This window comes from Geofilum rubicundum JCM 15548, from assembly GCF_000974365.1.
GTDB classification, from domain to species: Bacteria; Bacteroidota; Bacteroidia; order Bacteroidales; family Marinilabiliaceae; genus Geofilum; species Geofilum rubicundum.
Genome location: NZ_BAZW01000007.1, coordinates 68,991 through 84,270, shown reverse-complemented (window position 1 = coordinate 84,270; position 15,280 = coordinate 68,991). Strand labels below are relative to the sequence as shown.

General features: G+C 46.3%; 14 protein-coding genes. 4 read left to right on the top strand and 10 right to left on the bottom strand.

What is annotated here, in order from left to right:
- Nucleotides 1-80: 80 nt before the first annotated feature.
- The 4 genes from JCM15548_RS05685 to ispG form a co-directional block, all read right to left on the bottom strand.
- On the bottom strand, nucleotides 81-959 hold the full coding sequence (locus tag JCM15548_RS05685; RefSeq protein WP_062123217.1) for a ParB/RepB/Spo0J family partition protein: 879 nt from the start codon (nucleotides 957-959) through the stop codon (nucleotides 81-83).
- 21 nt (nucleotides 960-980) lie between these two features.
- Nucleotides 981-1,784, bottom strand: coding sequence for a ParA family protein (locus JCM15548_RS05680; RefSeq protein WP_062123214.1), 804 nt, complete (start codon nucleotides 1,782-1,784; stop codon nucleotides 981-983).
- A gap of 231 nt (nucleotides 1,785-2,015) precedes the next feature.
- Complete coding sequence (locus tag JCM15548_RS05675; protein ID WP_062123210.1) at nucleotides 2,016-2,795, bottom strand: hypothetical protein; 780 nt, start codon at nucleotides 2,793-2,795, stop codon at nucleotides 2,016-2,018.
- A gap of 106 nt (nucleotides 2,796-2,901) precedes the next feature.
- Nucleotides 2,902-4,830 carry a (E)-4-hydroxy-3-methylbut-2-enyl-diphosphate synthase gene (ispG, locus tag JCM15548_RS05670; protein WP_083984989.1) on the bottom strand — a complete coding sequence of 643 codons (1,929 nt, stop codon included), beginning with the start codon at nucleotides 4,828-4,830 and terminating at the stop codon, nucleotides 2,902-2,904.
- 83 nt (nucleotides 4,831-4,913) lie between these two features.
- Here ispG and JCM15548_RS05665 point away from each other — a divergent pair, with 83 nt between their 5' ends.
- The gene (locus tag JCM15548_RS05665) at nucleotides 4,914-5,822 is read left to right on the top strand and encodes an ATP-binding cassette domain-containing protein (RefSeq protein WP_062123207.1); all 909 of its coding nucleotides are present in this window, start codon (nucleotides 4,914-4,916) and stop codon (nucleotides 5,820-5,822) included.
- A gap of 18 nt (nucleotides 5,823-5,840) precedes the next feature.
- On the opposite strand, the gene pdxH is transcribed toward JCM15548_RS05665, so the two are convergent.
- Complete coding sequence (gene pdxH / locus JCM15548_RS05660; RefSeq protein WP_062123204.1) at nucleotides 5,841-6,482, bottom strand: pyridoxamine 5'-phosphate oxidase; 642 nt, start codon at nucleotides 6,480-6,482, stop codon at nucleotides 5,841-5,843.
- A 321-nt stretch (nucleotides 6,483-6,803) separates the two neighbouring features.
- Between pdxH and JCM15548_RS05655 the strand changes: the two genes are divergently transcribed.
- Complete coding sequence (locus JCM15548_RS05655) at nucleotides 6,804-8,108, top strand: acetyl-CoA hydrolase/transferase family protein (protein ID WP_062123201.1); 1,305 nt, start codon at nucleotides 6,804-6,806, stop codon at nucleotides 8,106-8,108.
- A gap of 52 nt (nucleotides 8,109-8,160) precedes the next feature.
- Here the strand turns inward: JCM15548_RS05655 and JCM15548_RS05650 are convergent, their stop codons facing one another.
- From JCM15548_RS05650 to JCM15548_RS05640, 3 genes are read right to left on the bottom strand one after another with little or no spacing between them, the layout of a single operon-like run.
- The gene (locus JCM15548_RS05650; protein WP_062123198.1) at nucleotides 8,161-8,535 is read right to left on the bottom strand and encodes a DUF4097 family beta strand repeat-containing protein; all 375 of its coding nucleotides are present in this window, start codon (nucleotides 8,533-8,535) and stop codon (nucleotides 8,161-8,163) included.
- Nucleotides 8,532-9,179 (bottom strand): DUF4097 family beta strand repeat-containing protein, encoded by a 648-nt coding sequence (locus tag JCM15548_RS05645; protein WP_062123193.1) that lies wholly within the window; start codon nucleotides 9,177-9,179, stop codon nucleotides 8,532-8,534. The genes JCM15548_RS05650 and JCM15548_RS05645 overlap by 4 nt, the downstream gene beginning before the upstream one ends.
- A gap of 50 nt (nucleotides 9,180-9,229) precedes the next feature.
- Nucleotides 9,230-10,594: a UDP-N-acetylmuramate--L-alanine ligase gene (locus tag JCM15548_RS05640; protein WP_062123190.1), complete on the bottom strand. Its 1,365-nt coding sequence runs from the start codon at nucleotides 10,592-10,594 to the stop codon at nucleotides 9,230-9,232.
- A 153-nt stretch (nucleotides 10,595-10,747) separates the two neighbouring features.
- On the opposite strand from JCM15548_RS05640, the gene JCM15548_RS05635 reads away from it, so the two are divergent.
- Both JCM15548_RS05635 and JCM15548_RS05630 read left to right on the top strand, forming a co-directional pair.
- A complete protein-coding gene (locus JCM15548_RS05635; RefSeq protein ID WP_062123186.1) occupies nucleotides 10,748-11,470 on the top strand; it encodes a ComF family protein in 723 nt (240 codons plus the stop codon).
- Nucleotides 11,471-11,480: 10 nt separating this feature from the next.
- Nucleotides 11,481-13,043 (top strand): sulfatase-like hydrolase/transferase, encoded by a 1,563-nt coding sequence (locus JCM15548_RS05630; protein WP_162198178.1) that lies wholly within the window; start codon nucleotides 11,481-11,483, stop codon nucleotides 13,041-13,043.
- A gap of 397 nt (nucleotides 13,044-13,440) precedes the next feature.
- Here the strand turns inward: JCM15548_RS05630 and JCM15548_RS05620 are convergent, their stop codons facing one another.
- Nucleotides 13,441-14,037: an acyltransferase family protein gene (locus JCM15548_RS05620; RefSeq protein WP_062123177.1), complete on the bottom strand. Its 597-nt coding sequence runs from the start codon at nucleotides 14,035-14,037 to the stop codon at nucleotides 13,441-13,443.
- 89 nt (nucleotides 14,038-14,126) lie between these two features.
- Complete coding sequence (locus JCM15548_RS05615; protein ID WP_062123173.1) at nucleotides 14,127-15,110, bottom strand: class I SAM-dependent methyltransferase; 984 nt, start codon at nucleotides 15,108-15,110, stop codon at nucleotides 14,127-14,129.
- Nucleotides 15,111-15,280 lie beyond the last annotated feature (170 nt).

The window sequence follows — 15,280 nt, the reverse complement described above, 5'->3', positions numbered from 1 at the left end:
TTTGTAAATCGCTGATTCTCCTATCAACCTAATGATCTATTAACCTAACGATCTATTGTTATGTTGAATGGCGTAAAAAATCAGGATTTCACTTTATCAAGAATGGCCACAATCTGTTCCAGCTCCTCGTCGGAGCGAAAAGGAATGACAATTTTACCCTTTCCTTTGGTGTCCCGTGAAAACTGAATGTTGGTTTTAAAGAAACTGGACAGTTGATGTCTCAATGCGGTATAGGCTTCAGAAACCGGTTCACCGGTTCTGACAGGCTCTTTGGGTGCAACCGGCTTATCAATGGTCCGGACCAACTCCTCCACTTTTCTGACCGACAGATCATCCTTGATGATTTGCTCAAAAATGGCGATTTGGCGGGCAGGGTCCTCTACATTAATAATGGCTCTGGCATGTCCCATCGATATTTGCTTCTCACGCAAGCCCAGCTGAATTTCAGCCGGCAGCCGCAATAAGCGAAGATAATTGGCAATGGTGGAACGTTTTTTACCTACCCGGTCCGACATACTTTCCTGGGTCAGGCTACACTCATCAATAAGCCTCTGATAACTGATGGCCACTTCAATGGGATCCAAATCCTCGCGCTGAATGTTCTCCACCAGAGCCATTTCCAGCATGATGTCATCATCCGCGTCCCGGACATAGGCAGGCACTTTGCTTAAGCCGGCCAACTTGGAAGCCCGGAATCGTCGCTCTCCGGCGATGATTTGGTACTTATCCTCGCCCAACTTCCGCAAAGTCAGAGGCTGTACGATGCCCACGGCTTTAATCGACATGGATAATTCATTGAGTCGTTCTTCATCAAAGCGTGACCTGGGTTGCCAGGGATTGGCTTCAATTTTATCAATATCGATCTCAATGATAGATGCAGCAGGTCTTTGTTGCCTTACCTCCTCCGAATTATCAATCAATGCACCCAAACCTCTTCCTAAAGCGCTTTTTTTTGCCATCGTATCTCTAAAATAATCTTATTACTTATTAATAACCTTGTCCTTATTGTCCATCTTGGTCATGTTGTTTCTCTGTAGCAACTCGCGTGCCAGATTTAAATAATTGGTGGCTCCCTTAGAGGCAGCATCATACATCACCACGGCTTTACCATAACTGGGAGCTTCACTCAATTTAATATTCCGGGTAATTAAAGTTTCAAACACCATTTCCTGGAAGTGGCTCTGGACCTCTTCCACGACCTGATTGGAAAGACGCAGGCGGGAATCATACATGGTTAACAGAAAGCCTTCAATTTCAAGTTCCGGGTTCAGTCGGTTCTGAATAATTTTTATGGTATTCAGCAACTTTCCCAGTCCCTCCAGGGCAAAGTACTCGCATTGTACCGGAATAATGACAGAATCGGCGGCTGTTAAGGCATTCACGGTAATTAATCCCAAAGAAGGAGAGCAATCGATCAGCACAAAGTCGTAATCATCCCTCACCTTATCCAGCACCTCCTTGAGCACATATTCACGCTTGGGCATATTCAGCATCTCAATTTCAGCACCCACTAAATCGATGTGGGAAGGGAGTATAAACAAATGGTCAATATCAGCCTTTAGAATGGCCTTTTGTGTATCGACCTTGTCAACAATGCATTCATAAATACTGTTTTCAATATTGTTCAAATCAAAACCCAAACCGGAAGTGGCATTGGCCTGCGGATCTGCATCAACTATCAGCACATTGTACTCCAACACAGCCAGACTCGCGGCCAGATTAATAGCGGTTGTTGTTTTTCCTACACCACCCTTTTGATTTGCCAGTGCAATAACTTTTGCCATAAATCACCTGTTTTATTATTAAAGTCAAAATGGAAAAAATCCAATTTTAGACGAAAGCCAAAGTTAATCTTTTATTAAAAACAAACAGAAATTCTGCTCACTAATTTACTGTTTTCTCTTCAGCCAACCAACACAAAAACCTTTGTATTGGTTACTTACAAGCGCGTAGACAAAAAACCCGCTAAAGAAAAAATCTCTAACGGGTATCAACCATATTAAAAAGAAAAGCGATTACTTCTTAAACATATCCAATTGATTGTCATAATTCAAATAGTACCATCCTTTTTCCAGTTCATCAATTTTCAGGGACCGGCCATATCCCTTAACAACGATGCGGCCAAAACTGTCATATAACTCATACATGGTAGCAGAAGAAAACTCAATGAGATCATTGCCGGAAGCCACATTGAAAGTAACCGCTTCTTTGGAACTGTTGTGCACGAGTTCAGCAGATATCTTACTGGCTTTGCGGGAATCGGTTTGTCTAATTCGAAAACGGTTTTCTCCGGCATGCAAGCGTACAGGAGCTGAATAGGAATTAACGCCTGACGCCCCAACGCCATCGACCTGACCAACGGCGATCCATTTGTTCCAGCGAAACTGCTCGACAATGAAAGGCAAGGCACCGGTTTCGTTCCGGGTTTTCCAGACAACATTGTTGCCCTGAACTTTAAACGCCTCTATTTCAAAGGAAGCTTTGGCATTCAGAACATCCGAATTAAGTACCCTGGGCAGGCATCCCTCTTTATAATTAATGGATACAACAACCGGTTCGCCCAGACTAAAGCCATAAACGGCCAGGTCTATTTCAAACGCGGTGGAATTGATCTCATCTGTTGAGGTCATCCCGTTAACCGTCACCTCGTACACGCAAAAACCAACGCCGGTGGCCGAAAAAGGATTCTTCACATATAAGTTCTCTCCCTGGTAAGTGCCTCTGAGTTCAATTTGTCCGGCCGTTGCGGAAAACTGAATCAGAACCAAGATCAAGAGTAATAGGAGGTTTCTCATTATCGTTTAATAGGTAATTAAATCCGAATATCTATGCTTTCAGAACATTGCAATTTAAAAAAACCTTTAATGCTATGCAAAAAAAATCATTCTCATTCCATGATTATCAAAATATATTTGACAAAGGAGGGGCTTCCGTCCAGTCCCCGCTATCTTTGATCAATTCAATTAAACGATCAACAGCCTCTTTTTCAGGCAAAGCCTTCATCACCAACGCCCTGTTTTTAAAAAGTGAAATTTTCCCCGGTCCAGCCCCTACATAGCCATAGTCCGCATCTGCCATTTCACCAATACCATTCACGATACAACCCATGATGGCAATTTTCAAACCCTTTAAATGGGCGGTACGCTCCCTTACTTTCTTGGTAGTGGTTTGCAAATCAAAGAGGGTTCGGCCACATCCGGGACAGGAGATAAATTCCGTACGGGAAAACCGCACTCTGGAAGCCTGCAAAATGCCAAAATGTAACTCGACCAGACCAGCAATTGCCAACTTAGGGGCGGCCACAGAAATGCCGTCCCCATAGCCATCCAGAAATAACAACCCGGTATCAGCCGCCGCCTTGATTTGAACATGGGCTAAATCCGCGTCACTGTATCTGCGGTGAACAATCACCGGATGCGTCAGGCCGTTCTCCTCCAGGGCCAAGAAAAAAGCACGCTGTTCCGCCAGTGCATTTACATGATCGGAAGTCAGCAACAGCACCACATCCTCATCCTTCCGAAGCGCTCCTAAAAGGGCCGCATCCAAATCCGAATAACGCACTTCCAAAACCTTGTGACCTTCCACGCGGACATCACTCAAAAACGACCGGACATCCAACAGGGGCCATACATCAGCGACCGGTCGGTCCGGCATATACTGGCGAGGCACCAGGCGGATACAATTGGAAAACGCTGAAGGCAGAGACACATCCACAGAAGATACCAGGACAGCTTCGGGGACCAGCTGACTGTTTTCAAAGGCCGTCCCTTGGCGCACATCCATAACCACCGCTGCTGGCTGCCCCTTACCAAAAATACCCACCTGGTGCGAGGAGCGCTTGACATAAGCATAGGGCTGATAACTTTCCGCAGACACTTCCTCAATGAGGGCGTGTCCCGGCCGGCCTGTCACATGATCTCTTAAAAGTCGGGCCACCGGTATTTCTTCCTCGGGATCTTCGGTGAGCGACACCCGGATGGTATCGCCCAGTCCATCCGCCAGCAAGGCGCCAATACCCACCGCCGATTTGATGCGGCCATCTTCACCACTGCCCGCTTCGGTAACGCCCAGATGCAGCGGGTAATGCATCCCTTCGCTCCGCATGGTAGCAACCAGCAGTCGCACCGTGTGTACCATCACCCGTGTATTGCTGGATTTTATACTCAGTACAATGTTGTCAAAGTTGGCCCGGCGACAAATACGCAAAAACTCCATACACGATTCTACCATGCCCTTAGGGGTATCTCCATAGCGTGCCATGATACGATCGGACAGGCTGCCATGGTTGGCCCCAATGCGCAAGGCCGTACCATTTTTACGGCAGACCTCCAAAAAGGGCCCTAGTTTCGATTCTATGTCCGCCAGTTCTGCCTGGTAGACATCGGCAGAATAATCGATGTCCCGAAACTTCTTGGCTCCATCGGCAAAATTACCCGGATTGATGCGCACCTTGTCCACCCGCTCAGCCGCCAAAAGGGCCGCATTGGGATTAAAATGGATGTCGGCCACCAAAGGGAAATCATAACCTTTATGCCTGATATATTGCTGGATGGCTTCCAAATTGAGAGCTTCGCGACGCCCTTGGGTGGTGATACGAACCAGTTCCCCGCCCGCCCGCGCAATGCGCAGGCATTGCTCGGCAGTCGCCTCTGTCTCCAGAGAGTTGGTGGTGGTCATCGATTGCAGACGAACCGGGTGGCTACCCCCTATGCCAATAGTGCCCACCTGAACCGCCCGGGTGATATTCCTTTTGTAAGCAAACAATGAATCACAAAACAGCGGACTCCGTTTCGTCGCATCCCCTGTCTCTGATGGCTTCTTTTGCGTCATAATATCCGATTTCACATTTCAGTCTGCTAAATTATCCTCTCTTATTCGAAAATTAATAACTTTAAGGCAAAATAATTCATAAAATGTCCATCACAGTCTCCAACGTTTCAAAATTTTATGGCCGCCAAAAGGCGCTGGACCAAGTTTCCTTTCAGGTAAACAGCGGTGAGGTGGTCGGATTTTTAGGTCCCAACGGTGCGGGAAAATCGACCATGATGAAAATCCTCACCGGATTTTTACCACCCAGCGAAGGGCAAGTGCAGGTCTACGGTTATCAGGTGAGCGAAAACGCCCTTGATTTCAGACGCAAAGTAGGATATCTGCCGGAAAACAATCCTTTGTACCCCGATATGTACATCACCGAATATCTGATGTTTGTGGCGGATATATACCAACTTGACCACGCCCGCCAACGCGTAGAGGAGGTGATTGAAATGACGGGTCTCGGACCGGAACGCCATAAAAAAACGGCCGCCCTGTCGAAAGGTTACCGCCAGAGAGTGGGTCTGGCCCAGGCCTTGCTGCCCGACCCGGAAGTACTGATACTGGATGAGCCCACTTCGGGACTGGATCCCAACCAGATCAGCGGGGTCAGAGACCTGATCCATCAATTGGGACAGTCCAAAACCATTTTATTGTCCACCCACATCATGCAGGAGGTGAAAGCCCTGTGCGAAAGAGTCATTATCATCAACAAGGGCCGGATAGTGGCAGATGAAAAGCCGGAGAAACTTGAATTGACGGGTAGCGGAGCCCATGTCCTAATCGAAGTGGAGTTTGACCGCCAACCGGCTCCCGAACAACTCCTTTCCATTCATGGTATATCTGAAGTCGAGTCCCTGGACAACCGCTGGCTGATAAGGGCCGCTGTTGACAAAGATGTCCGGGCGGACATCTTTAAATTCGCCGTGGAGCACCAGTTGGTCCTGTTGGAAATGGTTCAGAAACAACCCACCCTGGAGCACATCTTCCGGCAGTTAACGACCGGATAATCCGGACCGGACCACCGGCTAAGGCGCGAGGGTTTCTATTGACCAGGCACCTCCCGATAGCTGATACCGAAACCTTTGATGCAGCCGGCCTGCACGCCCTTGCCAGAATTCAAATTTTCGGGGTTTTATGAGATAACCTCCCCAATGGGATGGTCGGGGTACCTCCCGACCTTCAAATTTCTTCAGTACAGCGGCATAGTTGTTTTCCAAATAGGCAAAGTCGGGCACCACCCGACTTTGAGGTGAAGCCCAGGCGCCCAGCTGACTGGCACGCGGACGGGAAGCAAAATAAAGATCTGATACTTCTGCCGGCACCTTTTCCACCACCCCTTCCACGCGAATTTGTCGCTCCAGTCCGGGCCAGAAAAACAAAACGGCCACATTTTGGCAATAGGCCATCTCCTCCCCCTTATCGCTTTCGTAGTTGGTGTAAAAAACCAAGCCATCCGTTAGAATCTCTTTCAGCAAAACAATGCGTGCATGCGGAAAACCAGCCGGACCGGCCGTGGCCAAGGTCATGGCGTTGGGCTCAGCTTCCCCGGAATCAATGGCTGCCTTCAGCCATTCCCCGGTTTGCTTCAAAGGATCCGGATTCAAATCATCCAGCGAAAGCCCGCCGCTTAAAAAATCCCTTCTCAAATTTCCTAATTGATTCCCCATTGTATGCACCTTTAAACCGAATTAATGTTCTTGAACATAAAACACAAAAATCACCACCCTTTAAATAAGTTGCCAAAAAAGTCGAAACTTCCTTGAATACGGCGACCTTAACTGCCAAACAAACAAATCAAATCCCTTTAAAGTTTTCGCTACAATGCTGAAAAGGTGATGTTAAACACATTTTTAAATGGTAAAAAATAGAGATAAAGTAGTAGTTTTGCACCGGAATTTTCAGACGCATCTGACACAATAATCTGAAAAACAAACCCTTCCAATCACACCCGAAAGACACATAAAACAATATAAAAAACAATTAAACAAATGGGCTATAAAACAGTTACAGCCGAAGAGGCCGTTAAGGTCATTAAATCAGGCGACCGCATTCACCTGAGTAGTGTGGCGGTGACCCCGCACGCGCTTATCAGAGCCATGGTTGAGCGGGGCAAAAACAAAGAGTTTGAGAATGTGAGAATTCAGCACATTCATACTGAGGGGCCCGCCCCCTATGCAGAAGCTGAATTTGAAGGTGTTTTTCAACTGGAATCTTTTTTTGTTGGCGGAAACGTACGCAAGGCCACACAGGCCGGGTACGCGGATTACATTCCCGTATTTTTGAGTGAGACCCAAAAACTCATCCGTCAGGGTTACCTCAAAGTAAACGTGGCCATGGTGCAGGTGTCGCCTCCCGACAAGCACGGCTTTGTCTCTTTGGGAACCTCTGTTGATGCCACACTGGCTGCCATCGAAAATGCGGATACCGTTATAGCTCAGGTCAACAAACACGTGCCGCGTGCATGGGGCGATGCCATGATCAACATCAAAGAAATCGATCTGTTTGTTGAACATGACGAGCCGCTTTACATCCACAACAATGCCCCACTTTCAGATATTGAGAAGGCCATTGGATTCAACGTGGCTGAGCTGGTGGAAGACGGAGCCTGTCTTCAGATGGGTATTGGCGGAATCCCCAACGCGGTACTCGCCGAATTGGGCAACCACAAAGACCTGGGTATTCATACCGAGATGTTTTCTGACGGACTGCTACCACTGATTGAAAAAGGCGTGGTAACCGGTAAACGGAAGCAAATCGACAAGGGAAAAATGGTGGCCTCCTTCCTGATGGGATCTCAAGCCCTTTATGATTTTATTGATGACAACCCGGCGGTGGCCATGATGGATGTTTCACATACCAACGGCATTCACGTTATTCGAAAAAACCACAAAGTAACCGCCATCAATTCAGCCCTGTCGGTTGATTTGACTGGCCAGGTTTGTGCCGACTCTATTGGAACCACCCACTATTCAGGCGTGGGCGGACAAATCGACTTTATTCGTGGCGCCGGACATTCAGAAGGTGGAAAGCCCATTATTGCCATGCCATCTGTAACCTCAAAAGGGGTTTCAAAAATAACACCTACCTTAATGGAAGGAGCCGGCGTGGTAACCACCCGCTCAAACATGCATTGGCTGGTCACTGAATTCGGTGCGGTCAACCTCTATGGAAAAACATTGCAGGAGCGCGCGCGAATGATCATTTCCATTGCTCATCCCAATCACAGAGAAGTGCTCGACAAGTCGGCCTTCGAGCGCTATGGTTCTCATTACCACTTTGTGTCCAAAAAATAAGTATACACAGAATTGTTGAATTGAAAAGGCGATCGAAAACGATCGCCTTTTTTTATTGGTACCGCTGGTTACCAGAGGTGGTGGTGCCGGTTACCAACACCGAACCGCTTCCCATCTGTATTTGCTTGTCCGCTTTTTGGTCAAAAACTTCGATGCGGCCTGATAAGGTTTTTAAATCAAAACGCAAGGATGCCGGATCATTGCTCAGCATGACGTCAATATTACCGGAAGCGTTTTTAAAATTGGAATCCTCTGTTAACACCAATTGCTTTCCCTTGATGGCGCCACTGATGGTGGTCAAATCGAGCCTCCCTACCACATCATCCACCTGAATGGCACCAGAAGAAGAAGTGGCCATTAAGGCCCCTTTTAATCCGGAAACTTCCACCTGACCGGAAACCGACCTGGCATGGACATCACCTATCACTCTTCGATCGAGATTATTCCCGAAGTAGCATCGATGCGAACGGCATTATAAACAGACAAAACCCGGATATGGCCTGAAGTCGAAGTCAACTGACACCCTCCCTTAACGTACCGCATGGTGATATATCCACTGACCGATTGCGCCAACACGCCACCGCCTATCCAATCGCCCTGAATACTTCCCGAGGAAGTATGAACAATAAGACTGTCCGGGTGATTATTAACCACCACATCGCCGGAAATGGTTTCAAGGGTGGTTAGGCGACTCCCCACGCCATCCACACGAATGCTGCCGGATAAATTGGAAACCTGCACTTTAGTCTGTGCCGGAACAGTCAATACAAGCAGGCCCCTTATTTGCCCGGAAGCATTATTGGGCTGTTCAATCCATACATCCAACAGCGATCCGGTCTGTTGATAGCGTATGCGTAAATCCTGATAACGCCGAACAGAGCGTATTTCACCCTCCAGGACCACTTCTGCAATTGTACCGGAAACAATCTCCGTTTTACAGAAAGCCCCTTTTACAGAAATCGTTTCCACTCCTGAAAAACGCTCCTGAACCCTATCATGCAACTCTTGAGCCACAAGCGGGGACAACGAAAAAATCATCAGAAAACCCAGGCCAAGTATTTTTAATCCCATATCGTCCTTTTTAAATTCCAAGCTGCTGACAAAGAACAGCAAAGAACAATTTACGACAAATCCGCCCGCTTATCAACCCATTCCTTGATATTAATGCCACCCAAATTGCCGGAGGTCATCACCAAAAGATTAACCTGCTGCATTTCCACCGCATTGAGGGCAGCCAATAGCTGAGAAGAAGAGGTAACAATGGCGGATGCCGGGATGTTAAAGGCCGCAGAGACCTCAGCTACCGATAGAGCCGGCAGTTGTTTGTGCTTCAGTACTTCCGGATTGTAAAACACAATGGGCTTGTCGGCCTTCTCCATGGTGTTCCGATATTGCGGCAGAAAAGTCTTGTTCAGACTACTGAAGGTATGAAGTTCCAGACAAGCCACCAGGGTCCGGTCGGGAAACTGTTCCTTCACGGCATCAATGGTTGCCTTTAATTTGGAAGGCGCATGGGCAAAATCATAAAACACCGTTGAATGTTCGTTTTGTCCCAGCACCTGAAGGCGCCTCGACGCTCCCTTAAAAGTCTTCATGGAAGTCAGAAATCGCTGTTCCGACAAGCCCAGTTCCCGGCAAATATTCATGGCTCCGGCCATGTTTTGCATGTTGTGATTGCCAAAGACCGGTACCGGATAGCTTTGCTGATGATGAAGGACCTGAGTGCGCCCCTTCTCCACCTGAGTCGCGAGGGTACCATAAGGTTCGGTGGTCAGTCCCCCCTCAAAATCCGCCATCATGTCCTTCAAATTTGAATCGCCACTAAACCAGGTTAGGTAGCCATCCTCAATGATCGAATCGACAAACAGGCGGAACTGCTCGTTGTAAATTTCAATGGTCGGGAACACATTCACATGATCCCAGGCCATCCCGGTAATCAAGGCCAGATGCGGCCGGTACCACAAAAATTTTGGCCGGAGATCAATGGGCGAGGACAAGTATTCATCGCCTTCAAAAACAACCACTTTGGCACTTTTGGACAGACGCACCATGGTATCAAAACCCTCCAGTTGCGCCCCCACCATGTAGTCGAAATCGATCTGGTTATCCCTCAGGGCATGCATCACCATGGAAGTAACGGTGGTTTTGCCGTGACTGCCGGCTATTACCACCCGCTTCTTATGCCGGCATTGTTCATAAAGATATTCCGGATAAGAATAGACTTTGACACCTATCTCAAGCGCCCGTAACAACTCTGGATTGTCCTTGCGGGCATGCATGCCCAGAATAACCGCATCCAAATCGTGGGTGATCCGGTCGGGGTCCCATCCTTCCTTTTCCGGGAGCAATCCGTGTTGCAATAAACGGGAGCGACTCGGTTCAAAAACCTCATCATCCGATCCGGAAACTACCTCATGGTTCTCCTTGAGGGCAATGGCCAGGTTATGCATGGCACTGCCGCCTATCGCTATAAAATGTATGCGCATATTTTTCTTTTGGTTGATCCTATCAAAAATAGAGAATTTATCTTTGAAAAACAGGAACCTGAAGGGGGTAAAAAGCAATTAAAGCAAACAGCGGGCATTGACATTCAAAAATAAATGATGGATATTGCCGCTAACCTTAACAATTGACCCACCATGCAACTACTGAAAAAACTGCGCTTGAAACCATGGATGGATGGACTTCTGGCCATCCTCTATCCTGAAATCTGCATGAATTGTCAGGAACTTCTCAACCAACACGAACGCTATCTGTGCAGGCCCTGCATCACGCGCCTGCCCTTAACCGGATTTGAGCACTCCCGGGACAATCCGGTGTCTCAAACCTTTTGGGGACGGACTCCGGTGCACTTTGCCGCCGCCATCTACCATTACCGAAAGGAGGAAACACTTCAGCGATTGATCGGTCGTTTGAAATACCACCGAGACCCGGGCACCGGCGTATTTCTGGGACAACTCTGCGGCAAAATCCTCCGCAACGCCAAAGACTTCTCTCAACCGGATTACCTCATACCCGTTCCCCTGCATCCACGAAGACAGCGAAAACGGGGCTACAACCAATGCGAAATGATTGCCCGTGGCCTGTCTGAAGTACTGGACATCCCCCTTGAAACCTCCCTGCTAAAAAGACGGGTCTTCAATGCCTCCCAAACCACCAAAGGGCGCTATGAACGATGGCAAAACGTGGAAGGCATATTTGAAATGGGGAAAGCCACCGACGCCTTCCACAACAAGCATCTCCTGGTGGTCGATGACATCATCACCACCGGTGCCACCCTCGAAGCCTGCTGCTCCGAACTCTCCCAAATACCCGGATCCACCATCAGCGTGGTAACCGTTGGCTATGCCAACAGGTATTAAAGGGTTTCTTATGAAAGGAACTATTGCTATTTTTACGAAAAAAAAGATGGCCATATTCAAAAAGCACTTTAAAGCTTTTCAATTCATCAGTCTTTCAACCTTGATTTTCAGCCTTCTGATAATCACACCCAACTACAGGCACTATCCGGTAGCTGAGCTTAAGGATCTGCTTTATATAATCGCACATTGGGGTTTATCGGCCTGCGGAATTTTTGCCATTTTCTCTCTTATCAGCTTAAATAAATACCTTTATGCCGTCACGCTGCCCCTATTTTCAATTATTGCCGTTACAACGGCCTACTTTGTTTGGCAAATCGACATCAGCCTTAATTCAGCGCTCATTGAATCCATCCTTCTGACCAACCGGGGGGAAGCCTTCAGCTATGTCGATAATTCTCTGGTTTTTCTTCTAATTGGAGCCACCCTTCTGAGTCTGTTTTTCATTATTTGGCGCTTTAAATCTATCTGGAAACAACAACATCTTTATCCATTGCTAATAGCTGCTATCATAGCCACCACCCTTTTCATCGCTACCAATCACACAAGATATAACACGCTGACAGCCAGAGCTCCCTTCGCTTTCTATTCGGCCTTTATGGACTACTACAAAGACAGGCAGGAAGCCCACTCTGAACGGATCATGCTGGGAGAAGGTTCCCGCTTAAAGACCGATTCGATCATTACTGTTTTTATTATCGGGGAAGCCTTGCGGGCAGATCACATTCAAATGAACGGTTATCACCGAACAACCATGCCCCAGATGGAAAAACGTGGTGTCATTTCGTTGCCAAATATCCATACGCCCTTTACGCATACCGCAGCCAGTTTGCCCTATATTTTATCAAGAGCAGATATGGAACATCAGGAAAGAATGTATGCAGAAAGTTCCTTTATCGATATTTTCACGCATTCCGGATTCCACACTTCCTGGCTGGCCAATCAAAATCCCATAACCCCCTTCCGGTTTTTTATCCACGAAAGTCATTCGGTCTTTATCAACAAGCCCCAATTATCCGACTACAGCAATACAGCCAAATATGATTCTGATTTGATTGAGCCATTTATCAACACCATTAGCCAACCTCATCCCAACCAACTAATCATCACCCATATGGCCGGCAATCACTGGTGGTACAACAATAATTTACCAAAAGAGTTTATCCATTTCAAACCCATACTCGAGAATAAAACCTTGTCCTTGAACAACAGAGAAAGAATGATCAACACTTATGACAATGTCACCCTTTCAACCGACCACATCCTTAATGAACTCATGAAGGGTCTGGAAAATAAAAAGGCCTTGTTGATATTTTTGGCAGATCATGGCCAATCTTTCGGAGAGAATGGCAAATGGCTGCATGCCAATGACACCCCGCCAGAACAAAATCCGGCTTGTTTTTTTTGGTTTTCCGACACCTACAAAGCGGAGCACCCCGAAAAAGTAGCGGCTTTAATAGCCAACAAGGATAGAAACATCGATACCGCCTTTTTATTTCACACCATCATAGCCGGTAGCCAAATTAGCTCGCCACACTTAAACAACGCCTACAACCTGTTTTATCGCACTGACTAAAGTTTGGGTTTCGAAACACCTACCATCTGGGAAAAATACTTGTTCAACAGTATAATAGCGGGGACAAGTAAGAGTATCTGTATAACTGTGTATAGAAAATAGTAAAAAATACCGTCCGAAATTTCTGTGTCGAAACCAAACAATAGAACGGCCTTGATAAAAGACATGGCAGGCAAATGCAGGGCCAATACGGGGAGCGTATTTCGACCTAACCAGCAAATAAAAGGGACCGAAGGCAACTTACTAAAAAGAAAAAACAACCAAAAAAATCCCAAAAAACCATTTAGGTACATCAATGGCAGAAACCCATACTCACCATAATAAAAAGCCACGGTGTCATTGAATTGGGAAAGAAACAGGTGCATTACAAAGAGGACGACAATTAACAGCCCGATTTTCAATCCTGATAGTCCGTCAATAATCCGTTTTTCCTTAATCCATCCTCCTGCAAAATAAAAGGGATAAACCACCATGCCACATCCAAACTCCAGGGAAGATGAATGCCCACCATCCTGAAATAAAAGTAGCCCGACAGACCAACCAACAAGGAGACAAAGGGCTGCCATATACGCTGCAATCGGGCGACAAAAAAATCAACCAATAACACACAGAAAAGTGCCGTAAGAAACCACATGGGAATGCCCCAATCCATATATTGAGGACCTCCCTGCGAGTAAAAAATGCCTATAAAATTCGTCACCGGGCTATAAGTTCCCCCCTCGCCATAATGGCGCCCCACAAATAACCAAATAACATACAATAGCAGGCTTAAAAGAAAATAGGGAAGCAATAATCGCCTTCCCAACTTCTGAATAAACGCACCAAAGTCCAAAGTTGATTTGTCCTTTCTGACAAAGCCTGACAAAATGAAAAATAGTGGCAATCGAAAAGAACTCAGGTATTCACTGAAATCAGAGGTATAATCGTTGTGCCCATAAACAATGAGAAAAATGCTCAACGCTTTCAGTTGATCAATAAATTCAATCCTTTTCATTCTAACCAAGAATCATTTAACATCTGAACAAAATTGCGCGAAGCACCAAAGTAATTAAAGAATACTGAAGGCACCAAAAAGCAGCGGTATCATTGGGGTCTTTTCCTATAAATACCAAAAACAAAATCCGACGGATGGTTGGACAGATATTGATCTTCACATTCAAACAAGCGGTTTAAAATCATCTGCTTTTCCAGGTCTACCCGGGCATTAATAAAGTGATGAGAGATATCTTTCAATACAGGCATCAGGAGGTTTCCACCAAAGGATTTTTCAAAAATGGTTTCAAAATATTTATGAATGACGGGCCGAATATTTTCCGACTCCACACACTCTGAGGGGTCAGCAATAATCATCCTTAGCAACCCTGAGCCGTAATACCAGTTTTTAACCAGGCCCGTTTTATACAATAGTCGCTGCCTTTCGGGTACCAAGCTCAAACATTTATTGATGGCTCTAATTTGTTCTTTGGCATATTGAAGCCGGTTAACCCCCACATATTCATTCATCATTAAATATCCGGTGGCCTTCAATTTATCTACAACCTTCTTCTTCACAAAGGTATCCATCTCTTTAAAATGATGAAGTGACTGGTGAAAGAACACCACATCGATAGAATGGGCCGGAAACTCATATCCACAAATGTCTTTACTGAGGAAGCGAATGTTTTTCAATTGCTTCTCATCAGCAACTTCCCTGGCTTTGGCTAATAAATGATCCGAAAAATCAACGCAGATAATTTCCCAATGGGGATTCAGCTCGGCCAGCTTCAATTCATGACTACAAACCCCTGAACCAATGGAAACCATTTGAAGAGAAGGGTAACCCTGGAAAAAATTCCGGGAAACAAACTCCTCATACGTTACTTCTTTAGAACCGGTGATTAATGCATTCCAACGCTGCTTCACCTCTGGAATGATCCACCAGTTGGAGGAGTCAAAATGAACGGCATTAAAAGAACTCTTGGTTCTTTTAACCTGATTAAAAGTCAATTTAGACAAGGAAAAGGACAAACCTCGTTGGACCATTTTTAAATAGATATCCCTTGCATCCTCAAATGTGACGATTCTCATTGCTGCAGATCGGTTTTATTTATCGCCTAAAGTTAAAACTTTTAATAATTGGTCAAAGGTCAATCGCCAAGTTCCATACTTGCGATTTAATCTCCCTGGTTAGTCAAAAACATGATTAATTCTTCCATGTCGAAGTCATGGGGCCGAAATAAAAGCACAATTACTCCTTT